Origin of the sequence: Nonomuraea sp. MTCD27 (assembly GCF_041950495.1) — a bacterium.
GTDB lineage: Bacteria > Actinomycetota > Actinomycetes > Streptosporangiales > Streptosporangiaceae > Nonomuraea.
The window spans coordinates 633,861-650,085 of sequence record NZ_JBGNUW010000001.1; the positions used below are offsets into that span (position 1 = coordinate 633,861).

At 69.3% G+C, this 16,225-nt stretch carries 12 protein-coding genes and 1 pseudogene; 9 read left to right on the forward strand and 4 right to left on the reverse strand.

Going from position 1 to position 16,225, the window contains the following annotated elements; translation table 11 throughout:
* Positions 1–232 precede the first annotated feature (232 nt).
* Both ACBJ59_RS02980 and ACBJ59_RS02985 read right to left on the reverse strand, forming a co-directional pair.
* Positions 233–400, reverse strand: coding sequence for a sigma factor-like helix-turn-helix DNA-binding protein (locus ACBJ59_RS02980; protein WP_375108606.1), 168 nt, complete (start codon positions 398–400; stop codon positions 233–235).
* Positions 401–407: 7 nt separating this feature from the next.
* Positions 408–716, reverse strand: coding sequence for an RNA polymerase sigma factor (locus ACBJ59_RS02985; RefSeq protein WP_375108607.1), 309 nt, complete (start codon positions 714–716; stop codon positions 408–410).
* 331 nt (positions 717–1,047) lie between these two features.
* Here ACBJ59_RS02985 and ACBJ59_RS02990 point away from each other — a divergent pair, with 331 nt between their 5' ends.
* The 4 genes from ACBJ59_RS02990 (at position 1,048) to ACBJ59_RS03005 (ending at position 5,611) form a co-directional block, all read left to right on the forward strand.
* Positions 1,048–1,770 carry a transglycosylase domain-containing protein gene (locus ACBJ59_RS02990; RefSeq protein ID WP_375108608.1) on the forward strand — a complete coding sequence of 241 codons (723 nt, stop codon included), beginning with the start codon at positions 1,048–1,050 and terminating at the stop codon, positions 1,768–1,770.
* On the forward strand, positions 1,742–2,224 hold the full coding sequence (locus ACBJ59_RS02995) for a hypothetical protein (protein ID WP_375108609.1): 483 nt from the start codon (positions 1,742–1,744) through the stop codon (positions 2,222–2,224). The genes ACBJ59_RS02990 and ACBJ59_RS02995 overlap by 29 nt, the downstream gene beginning before the upstream one ends.
* Before the next feature lie 164 nt (positions 2,225–2,388).
* Positions 2,389–4,641 (forward strand): transglycosylase domain-containing protein, encoded by a 2,253-nt coding sequence (locus ACBJ59_RS03000; RefSeq protein ID WP_375108610.1) that lies wholly within the window; start codon positions 2,389–2,391, stop codon positions 4,639–4,641.
* A gap of 202 nt (positions 4,642–4,843) precedes the next feature.
* Positions 4,844–5,611 (forward strand): hypothetical protein, encoded by a 768-nt coding sequence (locus tag ACBJ59_RS03005; protein WP_375108611.1) that lies wholly within the window; start codon positions 4,844–4,846, stop codon positions 5,609–5,611.
* A 70-nt stretch (positions 5,612–5,681) separates the two neighbouring features.
* Here the strand turns inward: ACBJ59_RS03005 and ACBJ59_RS03010 are convergent, their stop codons facing one another.
* On the reverse strand, positions 5,682–5,975 hold the full coding sequence (locus tag ACBJ59_RS03010; RefSeq protein ID WP_375108865.1) for an integrase core domain-containing protein: 294 nt from the start codon (positions 5,973–5,975) through the stop codon (positions 5,682–5,684).
* A 70-nt stretch (positions 5,976–6,045) separates the two neighbouring features.
* On the opposite strand from ACBJ59_RS03010, the gene ACBJ59_RS03015 reads away from it, so the two are divergent.
* From ACBJ59_RS03015 to ACBJ59_RS03030, 4 genes and pseudogenes are all read left to right on the forward strand, one after another.
* Positions 6,046–6,876, forward strand: coding sequence for a hypothetical protein (locus ACBJ59_RS03015; RefSeq protein WP_375108612.1), 831 nt, complete (start codon positions 6,046–6,048; stop codon positions 6,874–6,876).
* Positions 6,877–7,165: 289 nt separating this feature from the next.
* On the forward strand, positions 7,166–7,885 hold the full coding sequence (locus tag ACBJ59_RS03020; RefSeq protein ID WP_375108613.1) for a DUF4429 domain-containing protein: 720 nt from the start codon (positions 7,166–7,168) through the stop codon (positions 7,883–7,885).
* Between the two features lie 258 nt (positions 7,886–8,143).
* Positions 8,144–8,383, forward strand: coding sequence for a hypothetical protein (locus tag ACBJ59_RS03025; RefSeq protein WP_375108614.1), 240 nt, complete (start codon positions 8,144–8,146; stop codon positions 8,381–8,383).
* Positions 8,384–8,539: 156 nt separating this feature from the next.
* Positions 8,540–8,665: pseudogene (locus ACBJ59_RS03030) on the forward strand (integrase core domain-containing protein); the annotation flags it as partial.
* Positions 8,666–8,965: 300 nt separating this feature from the next.
* Here ACBJ59_RS03030 and ACBJ59_RS03035 read toward each other — a convergent pair.
* Entirely contained in the window at positions 8,966–9,856 is an 891-nt protein-coding gene (locus ACBJ59_RS03035) for a hypothetical protein (protein ID WP_375108615.1), read from the reverse strand.
* A 140-nt stretch (positions 9,857–9,996) separates the two neighbouring features.
* Here ACBJ59_RS03035 and ACBJ59_RS03040 point away from each other — a divergent pair, with 140 nt between their 5' ends.
* The gene (locus ACBJ59_RS03040; protein ID WP_375108616.1) at positions 9,997–16,170 is read left to right on the forward strand and encodes a VWD domain-containing protein; all 6,174 of its coding nucleotides are present in this window, start codon (positions 9,997–9,999) and stop codon (positions 16,168–16,170) included.
* Positions 16,171–16,225: the final 55 nt, after the last annotated feature.

The window sequence follows — 16,225 nt, forward strand, 5'->3', positions numbered from 1 at the left end:
GCTTAGAGGTTGCCGGTGCTTGCGGAGGGTCTCCGCCGGCACCGGCCCTGGGCCTGCGCCCGGGGCGGGGATGCCGAGCAGCGCGGCCCACAGCGCCCCCGACCACGAGCACGCGGCGCCCCAGCGCCCACCCGTGTCCCCGGATCCGGGTCAGCAGTCGCCGGCGCTGCGGGATGATCCAACTCCTTGCCCGGTTCGGGAACCTCGGCGCCAGGCGTGCAGCGATCGCAGGTCATCCATCGAAAGACTCCTCTCGGGTCGCCGGATTGGATCCGCCGAGCGCCTGACGTGTCTTGGCCCTGGCCCGGTGCAGGCGGAACCTGACGGTGCCGACCGGGATGCCCGGCGCGCGGGCCACGTCCTCGTACGACATGTCGGCCCAGGGCACAAGTAACAGCACCTCCCGGTCACCGGACGACAGCTCCGCCAGCGCCGCCGCCAGGCCGATTCGCTGCGCGGCGATCCGGGCGTCGACGCGCTCGGGCGTACGGCTCGGCGACCTTGTCGACCCCGCTGCCGACCAGCGCTCGGTAGCTCCGGATCGCTACCCGTCGATGCCGGCCGATGAGCCGGGCCGCGATGCCGTACAGCCAGGGCCGTGCGTCGGGATGGCTCGGGTCGTAGCGGTGGCGCCGCCGGAAAGCGGTCAGGAAGGTGTCCGAGACGATGTCGTCGGCCAGGGACGGGCCAAGCCGCCTGGCGACGTAGCGCCGCATGGCAGGCGTGTGCCGGTCGAGGAGGTCGGCGAAGGCCTCCGGAACGTGCTCCCGAGCGCCGGATCAGCTCGGCGTCGTCGGTTCTGCCGGATTCACGGTGTGTTGCTCAAGGCGCCCACCGGGCCGTTTCCGCCAAGGTTTCGGCGCGGGTCTGCGGCTGCCCGAGATCGGTTTCCGCGGACACGGGTATCCTCAGGGTCTCGCCGCTGGTAGCGGTGACCTGGCTTGATATCACTTTTCAGATAGCTGGGACACCTATATCAGTCTTGGACATATTGTTCATGGTTGTGCTGCCATGAAAGCCATGTCCAGCTCGTGTCCTTCTACGCTCGTGTCCAGCATCGCCCGGCGGGCCGCCGCCACCACCGCCGCTGGGGTACTGGCCGCGGCGCTCGCGCTGCCTGTCGTGGGCGGTTCGGGGGCGGGGGTCGTAGCGGCGATTGATGAGCTCGATCTCCGGCCGGAGGAGCTGACCGAACCGCCGCCGCTGCCGGAGAAAGCGACGGCGTACGACACCAAGGGCCACCAGATCGCCCAGTTCTACGCGCAGGACCGCAAAGTCGTGCCGCCGGCGCGCATCGCGGACGTGATGAAGACGGCCATCGTCGCGATCGAGGACGACCGCTTCTACGAGCACGGGGCGATCGACATCGAGGGCACCGCCCGCACCCTGGTCAAGAACCTGGCCACGGGCCGCACCAGCCAGGGCGGCTCCTCCATCACCCAGCAGTACGTCAAGCAGGTCCCGCACGTCCTCGCCTCGGACCGCGCGCTGGCCACCGAGGCGCTGGTGGAGCCCGGCACGGGAGAGATCAAGGCGATGGCGGCCAGCCGCCCGTTCGGCGGCTCCGCCCGTAAGGACGAGATCTCCTACAACGCGGTGGCCGACAAGGCGCACCGCGGGCTGATCGGCTTCCAGACGGGCTCGACGTTCAAGACGTTCACCCTGGTCACCGCACTTAAGCAGGGCATGAAGGGCCACCGCCTACGCCGCCATCGCGGCGCGCGGCACCTACTGCCCGCTCATGGCCTTCACCAGAGTCGTCGGCCGTGACGGCAGGGCCACCGCCTTCAAGCCGCGGTGCGAGCGCGAATTGGACCCGGAGGTCGCCGACGCGACCGCCGACAGCTCGGGGGCCGGCAAGACCGGCACCACCGATGGGTACGCCAGCGCCTGGTTTGCCGGGTTCACCCCCGATCTGGCGGCGACGGTCAGCATCGGCGACCCGCGCGGCTCGCAGCGCTACAAGCTCACCGGCGTCACCCTTGGTGGCCACTACTACGGCTCGGTTCAGGGCGCTTCACTACCCGGTCCCATCTGGAACGACACCATGAGGGCCGCACTGCGGAGCGTGGCGCCGACCCAGTTCACGCCGGTGGACACCGCCCGGTTCGGCGGCTGCGACACAGGCTGCGCCCCGGACCGGCGGAACCCGGACGACGCGACCACGCAACCTGCCCTGGACGAGGCAGGTCAGGGCCTGAACGAGAACCTGCCCGGCCAGTAGGGCAGCACGCCGCCGCATCCGGCAGCGTGCGCCCTTCTCTTTCCCGAACCCTCTTCCGAACCGGAGGACTTATGCGACCGCCTCGGCGCTCACACGCCCGTGCCCGTGAAGGCGCTCACGCCCGCGAAGGCGGCCGGCGCCGCTTCGTACCCAACTGGAAGATCGTGATCTTCGGCGCTACTGTCCTGGTGGCGGGCATGTTCGGCATGATCATAGTCGGGTACGCGGTCACACCGCTGCCCGCGCAGGCCCAGAGCCAAGACGGCGTTGACGACCGGGCCAGCGTCATCACCTACGCCAACGGCAAGACGCTGGCCGTCCTGGGCGTCAGGCGCAAGCCGGTGACGTACGCGCAGATCCCGCGTCCGGTGCAGGACGCGGTGATCGCGGCCGAGAACAGCTCCTTCCGCGAGGACTCGGGCATCTCCCTCTCCGGCCTGGCCCGCTCGTTGTGGAGCACCCTTTCCGGCCAGCAGGTGCAGGGCGGCTCCACCATCACCCAGCAGATGGCACGTAACTACTACGACGGCCTGTCGCAGGAGCGTTCGGTCAAGCGCAAGCTGAAGGAGATCTTCGTCGCAGTCAAGGTGAACAAGAGCCTGAGCAAGGAGATCATCCTCGAGCAGTACCTCAACACGATCTACTTCGGCCGGGGCGCGTACGGCATCGGCGCCGCGGCCGAGGCCTTCTTCAACGTGCGGGACGTCTCGAAGCTGACCCCCGAGCAGGGCGCCTACCTGGCGGGTCGCATCCAGAACCCGAGCGCCTTCGACGAGGCGGAGGCGGCCGGCCGGATGGCCGCCACGGAAGAGCGCTACGCCTACGTGATCGGGCAGATGGCCAAGCTGGACCCGGCCGCGTACGGCAGCCTGCCCAGCAAGTCGCCCACCTCGCCCAAGCGCATCAAGAAGTGGAGCAAGGACTACCACAAGGGCATCAACGGCTACATGATCACCGCGGCGCTCAACGAACTCAAGGCCAAGACCGGCCTGGACCTCGATGACGTCGAGAAGGGCGGCTACCGCATCAGGTCCACCTTCGACAAGCGGCTGATGGAGGCCGCGAAGGCCGCGGTCAATCAGCACACCCGGACGGTCCCGGACGAGATCACCGCCACACTCGCCTCCGTCGATCCACGGAACGGCCGGGTCAGCGCGTTCTACGGAGGCGACGACTACACCACGGACCAGTGGAACGACGCCTTCATGTCGCAGAAGCAGGCGGCCTCCGCGTTCAAGCCGTACGTGCTGGCCGCCTGGCTGAACCAGGGCTACAGCCTGCGGAGCTTCCTGCCCGCGAGCAGCCCGCTGAAGCTCGAGGGCACCACACCCATCGCGAACGACCATCCGTCGAAGGCCCCATCTGTCGACGTCATCAGCGCCACCGCCCACTCGGTCAACACCGCCTTCGCCAAGATGGGGGAGAAGGTCGGGCTCGATCACGTCATCGACATCGCCGCACGGGCCGGGCTCGACAGAGGCAACCTCGAGTCCGCCCGGGACCGCCACCGCTACCTGATAGCCATCGGCAGCAGTCAGGTGACCGCCGTCGAGCAGGCAGGCGGCTACTCGATCTTCGCCAACGCGGGCAAGCACTACGACAATCACGTCATCATCGACGTGACCACGAAGGACCGGCAGAAGCGCTACGTGGAGAAGACCACACCCGTCCACGCGATCTCGCCCGAAGTGGCCGCCGACGCTACCTACGCGCTACAAGCCGTGGTCACGCAGGGGACCGGCCGCAACGCCGCGCTGCCCGGCCGGCCGGTGGCCGGCAAGACCGGAACCAACAACGAGAACAAGGAAGCCTGGTTCGTCGGCTTCACCCCGCAGGTGTCGACCGCCGTGGGGATGTTCCGCCAGGAGTGCCGGACCAAGAGCGGAAAAGTGGTGCGGCCGCGGTACGACAACTGCCCGTGGTACCGGGGCAAGGACCCGACCAAGGAGAAGACGTACACGCCGGACAAGCCGTACACATTGCCCTACGAGGTGCCGCTGGGCGCTGCCTTCGAGGGGGCCACCTACCCGGCCGCCATCTGGCGTACCTTCATGACCGAGGCCACGAAGAACCAGCCGGTGGAGCAGTTCCCGCCCCGCGCGGACATCGGCAATACGCAAGACTTGGCCCCCGAACCCACCCCGTCCGCCACGCCAGCCCCGTCCGCGACGCCGGTCCCGACGAGCACGCCGCTCCCCGAGCCGTCCACGGACGATCCGGCCGTGGACGACCCCGCCGGCGACGATGCCGAATGCGATCCGCTCGATGACTGCCAAGACGACACGAGGCCTGACGACACAGGCCCCGCGCGGCCTGACGAGGCGGGCCTCCCGGCCGACGAGGGTACGAGCGGTGGCGAAGATGGGTCTCAGGCCGCCGCAGGACCAGCTCCTGCTCAGGCCAGTCGGAGACCATGATGAGTTCGACGAAGTCGATGTGCCGAAAGCCTGGCAAGAAGTGTCATGGAGGTCATGCTGCGCGGCCGTATCGTCCAGGACCAGGAGGCGGGCACCGGCACGCCTGCCGGCCCTTGATGGTCGGCCCCGGACTGCTGCTGAGGGAGGGCCGGCAGCCGGAGAACGCGCCGCACCTGCCGCACTTGCCACGCGGTTGCCGCTCGTGAAATCCACGCGGCTCGTGGAACACGTGGCGGCCATCGCTGTCACCCTGCTCGGTGGGACGGTGGTGGCGTTCGCCGCCTACGATGGGAACGCCATCAGTTTCGTCTCCCTGGTAGTGGTGCCGGCGCTGCTGGTGGCGTTGTTCGTGCTGCCGCTGCTGTCGGTGGCCCGCCCCCGCGGCCCGCGCCGCAGCGGATGGCGGGCCGCCGCGGTCCTGGGCGGCGGGCTGCTCCTCCTGGCCGCGATCACGCCGAAGTTCGCGCTGCTGCTGGTGCTCATCGCCGTGCTGTACCTGACGATCGGGTGGCCGTTGGCCGCCTCTGCCGCCTGCGTGGCGGCGGTCGCGGCCGTCAGGTCGGCGCTGTCACCGGGACCGGCGACATCGCCACGGACGTGGGGACGAATGTCGTGGACGTGGCTGTTGAGCGCCGTGGCGACCTACGGGTACGGACTCACCCACCTCAACGACTACATGCTGGACGTCAAGGACGGGATATGCCGCGTCATCCCCTCCGGCGAGCAGGCAGAACCCGGTGGCACGCAGACCCTGCTGCCGTTGAGCGACTCCTTGTGCGGCGCCGACACGGTGCCCGGGTTCGTCAACCCGCTGCTGGCCGCTCTCGCCGGTCTCCTGGCGGCGTCCGCGACGATGTACGTCGTAGCGCGATGCAGCGCCTCCCGTGCCCGAAGGCACGATCGTCGCCATGAGGATAGGACGAGGGTACTGCCCTCTTCCATCGCAGGACCCGACGAAGCAGTCCCGTAGTCTGTGCCCCGAAGGGGGCCAAACCAGACCCAAGGCGCTGACTTGCGCGTTCGTGACGGCACCTCGTTGGTCAGCCGGCTCGCTGGTACTCGTTGATCAGCCCGCCGAGAACGTGGCGGCGCTCGATCCGGCCCAGCGGCAGCGGGATCACGTCGGAGTCATCCTTGGTGGGAGCTCGAAGGTCGAGGGAGCGGTGCGCCCGGTGCCGATTGTAATGATCGGCGTATTCGTCCAGCACGGTGCGGAGGTGCCGTTCGCCGAAGATCAGCAGCCGGTCGGTGCATTCCGTACGTGCGGTGCGAACCCATCGCTCGGCGAACGCGTTCGCGCGAGGCGCCCGCGGCAGGACCTTCAGTACCTGAATGTTGTCGCCCGGAACATCCCGGCCCGGCCCTTCAGATCGGCGAGAAGGTTAAGCACCTTGCCGTAATGAGATGGAGATCATCATCTGCGACGATCGGCGCATGAAACGCATGAGCGTCGCGCTGGTCGTGGCCGGCCTGCTGAGCGTGACAATTCCCGGCGGCGCCGTGCACGCGGCTCCCGCATCGGAGTCTCTCGACTCCGTCGTCGAAGCGATCAAGAAGCAGTATGCGAGGAAGAGCAGCGTACGCTTCTCCGTCAGGCGACGCGGCGGCCCCCCACCCTCGGAGGACCTCAAGATCTCCGGCGCGTACCGCTTCAACGCTTCAGGCATGTACGCCGCCGACCTCACGGAGATCTCCTACGAGAAGGCGGCGACGGGGCGATCCCGAGAGATCACCATAGGCCGAGAGTTCTACTCACAGAGCTATGTGCGTTCCGACGAGGGCAAGTACACCTGGAAGTCGCCGCCGACGCTGGGGGAATGGGCCTACGGGCGGAACTTCGCCGGGGTCGTCTGGGACAAGGATCTGGTCAACGGGATCAACCCGGGCTTTCTCGAGCTGGTCGCCTCTTACGCTGCGACCAGCGCAGACGGCGGAACCTTCGAGGGAGTGAAGACGACCCTCCACAGCGGCACCGTGACTGTTACCAAGCTGAGTGAGAGACAGGCCGGCATCTCCTTCGATACCGAGGAGGAGGGGGCTCATGGCGGGCGGATCACCTGGAAACTCTGGGCAGGCCCGGACAACCTGCCGAGACGCTTCCAGGCCATCATGGCATTCACCTGGCCGGAGGGCGGCGAGGCCGAAACCATGACGATGAACATCATCTATCGAGGATGGGGAACCCCCGTCAAGATCACGGCCCCGCCCAAGCACCTCATCGCCGACGGTTGGTGATGGACGACCTGCGCAACAACGCGGTACTTCGGAGCTCTCACAGCAAGCCGCTCCACCATGCTGCGGTCAGGTCGACCGCCATGGAGACCGTCACCGGCGAATGCCGTTGCTCGAAGCACCACGACCTGGACAGGTCGACCGCGTTGATCCTCCAGAGTGCGCCAGCAGAAGTCGCCGTAGTCGCCGTCGCCGAACGCGGCGGCCAGCGACGTGCGCAGGCCCAGCCGGCTCGCCGTGGTGGCCGCCCGTCTGCGCAGCCGCCAGTGTTCGGGCACCTATCCTTGCTTGCATGGGTGACGTACTGAAGGGGCGAGGTTGCGCGTGGGAGTTCGAGGACGGAGGGCTGCGCATTACGCCTGAGCCGGGTAAGGCGTCGAAACTGAGCATGGAGCTCGGTGAGCGGTTCGTGCCGTACGACGCGCTGGCCGATGTCATGCTGGAGACTGGTGCACGCGGCAGGGTGGTGTTGCGGGTGGTTCCCCGGGAGGGAGCCGACCCGGTCATGTCCGCGGCAACGGGGCAGCTCCAGGAGTCGCTCGATCCGTACCGGCTGGTGCTGCCCGCCGCCACGAAGACGCTGGCCGACCAGTATGCCGACGAGATGCGCGCGGCCTTGACCGAGCGCGGCCCGGCTGAGCGGTTCCTGATCGCCGGTCCTTCGGTGCCGCGTAGTTTCAAGGCATGGGACGGTGAGGCCGCCTTCGACGGGCAGGCTGTCACCTTCACCTGGTTCTCGTCCGGAGCTTCCCCGGCCAAGTACACGGCAGGTGACCAGCGTTACCCGATCACCGAGATCGAGGGCGTCGATTGGCATGCACTGGAGGACGCTCGCGGGTCGTTGCGGCTGCGCATCCGTGGGCACCAGGCCCTCTCCAATCCCAACAACGATCCCGCCTCCGTGGTGTTCGGCATTGGCTGGGGAGCCACGCATCACTCCCTGCCCTTCGCCGCCGCCGTGCTCGCCGCCGTACAAGGTCCCATGATCGAAAAGGTCGCGGCGGAAGGCTGAGCTGCTGTCCCGTATGTAACTTTTGTGCGCGTCGGTCCAGGAAGAACCGCACCATCAGCACGGTCTCGATGTTGGTGTAGCGATTGACGCCTGGATAGCCGTTGTTCGGGCGTTTGCCCAGGGCGAAGTGGAGGCGCGTGGGAATGCCGCCGATCCTGTCCCGCTCGAAAACACGGTTTCGTGCTCTGAACTGGGTCGAGCCCCACACGCTGGGGCCACCGGCACCCGCCTCGGCCACAAGATCTCGGCTTCCACCGTGTGGAACATCCTGAACCGGCCGGGATCGACCCCGCTCCGCGCCGCAGCGGGCCGACGTGGAAGCAGTTCCTGACAGTCCACGCCGAGCACATCATCGCCGTCGACTTCCTGCATGTGGACACCGCCAATCTCACACGCCTGTACGCCCTGATCATGCTCGAACACGGCAGCCGCCGCGCCCACCTGCTCGGCGTCACCACCAACCCCCACCGGCGCATGGACCGCCCAGGCTGCCCGTGACTTCCTGACGAACACCGACACCGACACGACAAAGCTGAAGTTCCTGATCCGCGACCGCGGCGGCCAATTCACCGATGCCTTCGACGCCGTCTCCGCCGACGCCGCCCTGCGCGTCATCAAGAGCCCACCGCAGGCCACAAAAGCGAACGCGAAAGGATCCTCGGCACCCTACGCCGCGAACTCCTGGACAGAGTGCTCATCCTCAACAAGCAGCATCTGCGCCGAACTCTCTCCCGCTACCTGGCGCACTACAACACGGCCCGACCCTCACCGCGGCTTGGGGCAGTTGTCCCCATCGCAAGCCGAAACAAGCCCACCAACCCCCATCGACCTGGCCGACCACCGAGTCCACCGCAGAGCCATCCTCGGCGGCCTCATCAACGAGTACCGCATCAACGAGCACCGCATCGCCAGCTGATCAGATGGCCAGCTGACACACCCGAGAACCGGCAGGTCAGACACCGCACCCTATTTATGAGCCCCACAACCTGCACCGGGCCGTCGAGCTGCGGCGGGAGCCGCACGACGACCGGTCGGCGGGCTACGCGGTCCCCGGGCAGCGGCGCCTGCGGGGCCGAACCGTCAGGCGACGATGTCGAGGGCGTCGATCGAGACGGCTGGGCTGATGGTCAGGAACGGACGCTCGTCGCCGTCGTCGAGGTCGGTGGTGACGAGCCGCCCGGGCGCGGAGCCGAGGCGGACGACACGGCCGGCGCTGACGGCGAGGTAGCCGTCGAAGGTGCGCCGGGTGAAGCGGCGCTCGCCGCCCGTCCGCATGTCGATCAGGATCAGCGGGCTCTCGTCGTCGGGCTCCGGGTAGACGACCAGCTCGTGGCCGGAGGCCCAGACGGAGTGCGGGCCGGGCAGGGCCACGCGTTCGGCGTAGGCGGCGAGCTCCTTGCCGGTGCGGTCGAGGACGACGGTCGTCAGGACGTCGTCCAGCGTGAGGTACGTCGCGGCGAGCAGCAGCCCGTCGGGCGACCAGCTGATCGAGGCCTCCTCCCAGTAGCCCTCGGCCCACCAGAGCCGCTGCCGGGCCCCGGTGCCGGTGTCGATCAGCTCGATGCCGGCGAGCTCGTCGCCGACGCCGGGGATGCCGGGGCCGTCGGACAGGTCGGACAGGACGGCCAGGCGGGTGCCGTCCGGCGAGAGCGCCGCGCGCAGGTAGTCGTCGGAGGTGAACTCCTGGCGGGCCCCGGTGGCGAGCGTGTGCAGCACGACGCGCGGCGGGCCGGCGCCGTCGTCCTGGCGCGCGGTGAGCACCAGCCGGGTGCCGTCGGACGACAGCGACACCGTCTCCGGCGCGAGGTGCGCCGGCAGGCCGGGAACGGCTGCGAACGTGTCGCTGTCGGCGTCCAGCACGATCACGGCGGCCCCGCCTGGCCCGGTGGCGGCGAGCACCATCCGGGCCGCGCGCACCAGCCGCGCAGCCGGCGCATCGAATGCGATCTCCCATGACCGGTCGACGACCACGACACCTCCCGTTACTGATCCGGTGCGCAGCCTAGTCAAAGATCACCCGAATGGGGAGCTGGTGATCTCTATCGCGAAACGATCTTTTAGGTGTACGGTCCCGCTGCCAGTCTTATGTTCTCTTTATTCGGGGTGAACGCGTGCGGCGTCTTCGTCTGTTCATGGTGGCCGTGCTCGTGGCCGGGTTCCTCGTTCCCGTGCCCGAGTTCTTGTTAGCCAGGTGGGCGGAGGCGGCCACTGCCTGCTCCCCCAACAGCAGCGACTGGTCCAACGGCCGCAGCGGCCAGAAACGCTGCGTCTTCAACCACATGTACTCCACGCGCCGCCGCATCAACGAGGCGTGCCTGCGCGACCGTCCGGTGCTCGGCACCCGCATCTACCAGCAGCCCAACGAGTGCAGCCCGTCCGGCGGCATCGAGGCCATCGGGCAGGCCCGGGCCATCAAGTACCTGAGCGACCAGATCGGCGGAAGCGGCGGGCTCATCAACCCCGAGATCCAGTGGGAGCCGACCCTCAGCGGCGGCAGCGACCGGCCCGACATCGTCTACTACGACCGCGCCGGCAACAACTGGGGCCAGGTGATCGAGGCCAAGGTCGACGGCAACCCCGACTACTCCGGCTGGGGCGGGCAGGTCGTCCGGTACGTCGGCGTGCTGACCAATGACGGTGTCAAGAACGTCACCGCCGGCACGGTGCTCAACCGCTGGGGCACCTACGACGACTGGTTCCAGGTCTACAGCAAGAACCCCTCCTGCAAGGTGGACGGCAAGGTCGGCTACCAGCTCTCCACGTACCGGGCGCTGTCGCCCGTTCCCGGCCTGCTGCACATCGAGGAGGTGAAGAAGGAACGCAAGTGCGAGGAGAGCAAGCGGCAGCCCCCGCCGGGCAGCCCGCCCGCCGACATTCCCGAGCTGGACGAGAACGACGACGACCGCGACTGGCCGATCCCGCAGGGCCTGCGTCAGCTCATCGACCGCCTCACCACCCCCAGCAACGACTCCAACGACTCGCAGAACAACGACGTGGCCAAGTACGGCAGCGCCGCGGCGGCCGCGGCCGCGCTGACCGCCTCCGTCATGGTGTTCCTCCGCACCCCGCAGGGCGCGCTCTTCCTGCGCGCGGCCGGCTTCGCCACCGTCGAGATGGCGCTGGCGCTCGGCGTGGGCGCGCTGGTCGTCCTCATCCTGTTGTGGTACTTCTCCGAGCACGGCGGCCTGGTCAAGGGCGAGCCGCACTTCACCACCCTGGACGGCCTGGGCTACGACCTGCAGTCCGTCGGCGAGTTCGTCCTCGCCAACAGCGACAAGCACGGCCTGGAGATCCACGGCCGGCTCAGCCCCGCCAGCGGCGGCCGGGACGTGTCGGTGATGTTCGACGCCGCGATGGAGGCCGGTGACCACAAGGTCGAGTTCCACGAGGACGACCTCTACATCGACGGCCAGAAGTACACGCTCGGCACCGACAAGATCCTCTACCTGGGCAAGGAAGCGTTCGTCCTGCGCGAGGACGGCAAGTGGCTGGTCATGTTCGACGGCCTGGAAGGGCCCGTCCTGTCCTGGAGGCGGGGCGCCGCCGGCCTCTACCTGCCGCCGTCCGCCGACAGCGACCTGGAGGGCCTGCTCGGCAACGCCGACGGCGACCCGAAGAACGACCTGAAGCTGCGTGACGGCACCCAGCTGCCCGCCAACGCCACCCCCACCCAGTTGCACACCGACTACGCCAACTCCTGGCGGCTGGACGACACCGAGTCGCTGTTCACCTACGGCCCGGGCGAGAGCACCGCGACGTTCACGAACCTGCAGTTCCCCTCCCGCATCGTCACGATCCACGACCTGACGCCCGAGCAGATGCAGCTCGCGACGGCGCAGTGCGAGGAGAGCGGCGTCGCGCCGGGCGTGCCGTTCAACGACTGCGTCCTGGATATCGCGCTGACCGCGGACACCTCGTTCGCCGAGGCCGCCGCCGAGCAGAAGACGGTGAGCCTCGACCCGGCGGCCCAGGCCGTGGACGCCAACGGCGACCTGACGATCGACTTCGAGGGCACGCTGGGCAAGAACACGCTGCCCTCGCGGGTGTCGGCCGACCCCGCGGTGAGCTCGTTCGCCGGGCCGTTCAGCGGCAGCGACTCCTACCGGTTCTTCGTGCAGTCGTTGCCGCTGCACAAGGCCGGCACGCTGAGCTTCGACCTGCTGGCCGTCGGCGACTGGACGTCCGACTCCGACAACGAGACGATCAAGGTCGAGACCGACCGCGACGACCCGCACACGATCACGCCGGGCGAGCTGACGCCCGTCGCGTCCGGGACGCTGGCGAACGGCCTGCCGTGGGCGAAGTACCGCGTCACGATGCCGATCACGCACAAGAACAGCCAGATCGAGGTCAAGGTCTCGGCCACCGGCACGGCGGGCCTGTCCAACCAGGCGTACGGGCTCGACAACGTGGCGCTCGACCTGGAGGTCACCCCGCCGCAGACATTCCCCGTGTCGCTGCCGTTCACGGCCTCGGACGGCGTGCCCGGCGAGGGCGCGGGCAACCTGGAGGGCGAGGTCGCGGTCGACGAGTACCGGTTCACGCTGGACCAGCCGGCCTCGGTCTTCGTCAACGCGCAGGAGTGCCCCGGGTCCGGGTTCGGGCTCCGGTGGGAGCTGGCCGACGCCGCGGGCGCGAGCGTCGCCACCTCCTACCTGTGCGGCGCCAAGCGCGTGGACGGGCTGCCCGCCGGCGCCTACCGGCTGCGCGTGTGGCCGTGGAACGACGTGTTCGGCCCCTACAAGCTCAGCGTGAACACGCTGGGGGCCGACGTCACCGCCACCGCGGCGATCGACGGGCCGCAGGTGCCGCTGCAGATCACCGACCCGGGCCAGCGGGGCACCTGGACGTTCACGGGCACCGCTGGCCAGCGGGTCTCCGCCGAGCTCGCCGACGGTACTCTGGCCTCGCTCAGCGACGCCACCCTGCAGCTGCGCGGGCCCGACGGGAAGGTGCTGGCGCAGGAGTCCTGCGGCGCGGCCTGCTACGTCGACACCGAGACACTGCCGGTCACCGGCACGTACTCGATGGTGTGGGACCCGAAGGACGCCAAGACGGGCTCGATCGCGCTGCGCCTGCACGGGGTGCCCGAGGCGGTCACCGGGACGGTCGCGATCGGCGCGCCGTCCACGCTGACCACCACCGTCCCGGGGCAGAACGCGTCCTGGTCGTTCGCCGGCACGGCGGGCCAGCGGGTCGCGTTCGCGGTCAGCGGCCTGGCCGGCACCGCCAGCGCCTCGATCACCAAGCCGGACGGGACCCGGCTGTTCGGCTCCACCCACTGCCCGAAGGCCTGCGCCTTCGACACCACCACGCTGCCCGCGACGGGCACGTACACGCTGCTCGTCGATCCCACCGACGTGCACACCGGGCCCGTCACGGCCGGCGTGATCGAGGGTGACGTCGTCGGCGCCCTGACCGTCGGCGGCGAGCCGGTGCGGCTGACCACCACGGGGCCCGGCCAGCGGGCGTACTGGACGTTCGCCGGCACGGCGGGCCAGCGGGTCGCGTTCGCGCTGACGGACGGCACGTTCAGCGGCGCGTACGCGTCGCTGCGCAAGCCGGACGGCACGGACCTGGTCCGCTCCACCTGGTGCAAGACGTCGTGCGCGTTCGACACGATCGCGCTGCCGGCGGACGGCACCTACACGCTCGTCCTGGACCCGTCCAACACCGCGGTGGGCTCCATCAGCGCGCAGGTCACCGAGGGCGACGTCACGGGCACGCTCACCGCGGGCGGCGGCCCGGTCAAGCTGACCACGACCGGCCCGGGACAGGCCGCCACCTGGTCCTTCGCCGGCACGGCGGGCCAGCGGGTCGCGTTCGCGCTGACGGACGGCACGTTCGGCAGCGCCTACGCCCTGGTGCGCAAGCCGGACGGCACGGAGCTGTTCGACTCCACCTTCTGCAAGACGTCGTGCGCGTTCGACACGGTGTCGCTGCCGGCGGACGGCACCTACACGGTGGTGCTGGACCCCTCCGGCACGGCGGTGGGCTCCATCTCCGCGCAGGTCACCGTGGGCGACGTCACGGCGGCGCTCACGGCGGGCGGCGAGGCGGTCGAGCTGACCACGAAGGGCCCGGGGCAGAACCCCACCTGGACGTACGCCGGGACGGCCGGGCAGCGGATCTCGGTCACCTTCTCGGGCGGCACGTTCTCCAGCGCGAACGCCTCCATGCGTAAGCCGGACGGCTCGGTCCTGGTGCCGTCCACGTTCTGCGCGAGCTCCTGCTACTTCGACACGACGGTGCTGCCGGTGGACGGCACCTACCAGGTGGTGGCCGACCCGGCCGGCATCCAGACCGGCTCGATCTCGGCCCAGCTCAACCTCGTACCGCCGGACGTGACCGCGCAGATCACCGTGGGCGGGCCGGCGTCCACGCTGACGACCACCATCCCCGGGCAGCGCGGCCTGTGGACCTTCGCCGGGACGGCGGGGCAGCGGGTGTCGTTCGACTTCACCGGCTCGACGTTCACCTACGCCTCGGACGCCACCGTCAAGGTCAGGAAGCCGGACGGCACCGACCTGATCGCCGACACCAACTGCGGCACCGGGTGCCTGCTGGAGCCCATCACCCTGCCGGCGACCGGCACGTACCAGGTGGACCTGCGGCCCAAGGGCGCCAAGACGGGCGCGCTGACGCTGCGGGCGTACCTGGTGAACGACGTCACCGCCACGATCGCGGTGGACGGCGTCACCTCGACGCTGACCACCACGACCCCGGGACAGAACGGCACCTGGACCTTCACCGGGACCGAGGGCCGCTACGTCAACCTCGCGTTCATGAACGGGACGTTCTCCAGCGCCTCCGACGCCGCGGTCTCGGTGCGCGGCCCGGACGGCACCGTCCTGCGGGAGGACACCTCCTGCGGCAAGCTGTGCGTGCTGGACCCGATCACGCTGCCCGTGTCCGGCACGTACACGATCCTGTTCGACCCGCGCAAGGCCCTCGCCGGCTCGCTGACCGCGCAGCTCACCGAGGGCGACGTCACCGGGACGACCTCGGTCGGCGGCCCGGCGTCCACGCTGACCACCGTCGGCGCCGGGCAGAAGGCCGTCTGGACGTTCACGGGGACGGCGGGCCGGCGGGTGTCGTTCAACTTCACCGGTTCGACGCTCACCAGCACCTACGACGCCTACGTCGCGGTACGCAAGCCGGACGGCACCGTCCTGATCGACGACACCGCGTGCGGGAAGAACTGCCTGCTGGACCCGGCCGTGCTGCCGGTGGACGGCACCTACACGGTCGAGTTCAGGCCGCAGAACGCCAAGACGGGCTCGATCACCCTGCAGCTGCACGAGGTCACCCACCTGAGCGCGAACGTCACGCTCGGCGGCCCCGCCTCCACGCTGACCACCACCACTCCGGGCCAGAACGGCACCTGGTCGTTCGCCGGGACGGCCGGGCAGCTCGTGTCGTTCAACCTCACCGACGCGAGCTTCGCCAGCTCGGTGGACGCCCAGGTGTCGGTGAAGAAGCCGGACGGCACCACGCTGGTGTCGGCCACCTACTGCGGCAAGAACTGCTTCCTGGAGCCGGTGGCACTGCCCGTGACCGGCACCTACACGGTGGAGTTCAACCCGAAGGACGACAAGACCGGCATGCTGACCCTGGCGGCGTACGCGGTCACCCACCTGCTCGGCGCGGTCACCGTCGGCGGCGCCGCCTCGACGATCACCACGACGGCCCCCGGCCAGAACGGCACCTGGTCGCTCGCCGGGACGGCGGGGCAGGTGGTGTCGTTCAACCTCACCGACGCGAACTTCACCGCCACCACCGGTGCGCGGGTGTCGGTGAAGAAGCCGGACGGCACCACGCTGGTGTCGGCCACCTACTGCGGCAAGAACTGCTTCCTGGAGCCGGTGGCACTGCCCGTGACCGGCACCTACACGGTGGAGTTCGACCCGCAGGACGAGAAGGTGGGCAAGCTGACCCTCAGGGTCCATGCGGTCCGCGACCTCGCCCCGGCCGCCGTCGCCATCGGCGGCACGGCGGTCACGCTGACCACCACGACCCCGGGCCAGAACGGGAGCTGGACCTTCAGCGGCACCGCTGGGCAGCAGGTGGCCGTCACCTTCACCGGCACCAGCTTCGCCGCCTCCACCGATGTCCGGGTCGGCCTGCTGAAGCCCGACGGCACGGCGCTGGGCAGCTCGCCCTACTGCGGCCGCAACTGCACCATCGCGGCGACGACGCTGCCCGCCACGGGCACGTACACGATCGTCTTCAACCCGCAAGCCGACAAGGTCGGCTCGCTGACCGCGAAGGTGGCGGTGCCGTGACGAGCTGAAACGCGAAAGGGCACGGCCGGAACCGCTTCGGCCGTGCCCTTTCTGG

Coding starts and splice junctions, on each gene's coding strand:
- ACBJ59_RS02985 (WP_375108607.1), bottom strand. CDS start 716: ATGCGGCGCTACGTCGCCAGGCGGCTTGGCCCGTCCCTGGCCGACGAC.
- ACBJ59_RS03020 (WP_375108613.1), top strand. CDS start 7,166: ATGGGTGACGTACTGAAGGGGCGAGGTTGCGCGTGGGAGTTCGAGGAC.
- ACBJ59_RS02995 (WP_375108609.1), top strand. CDS start 1,742: ATGGCCTTCACCAGAGTCGTCGGCCGTGACGGCAGGGCCACCGCCTTC.
- ACBJ59_RS03015 (WP_375108612.1), top strand. CDS start 6,046: ATGGAGATCATCATCTGCGACGATCGGCGCATGAAACGCATGAGCGTC.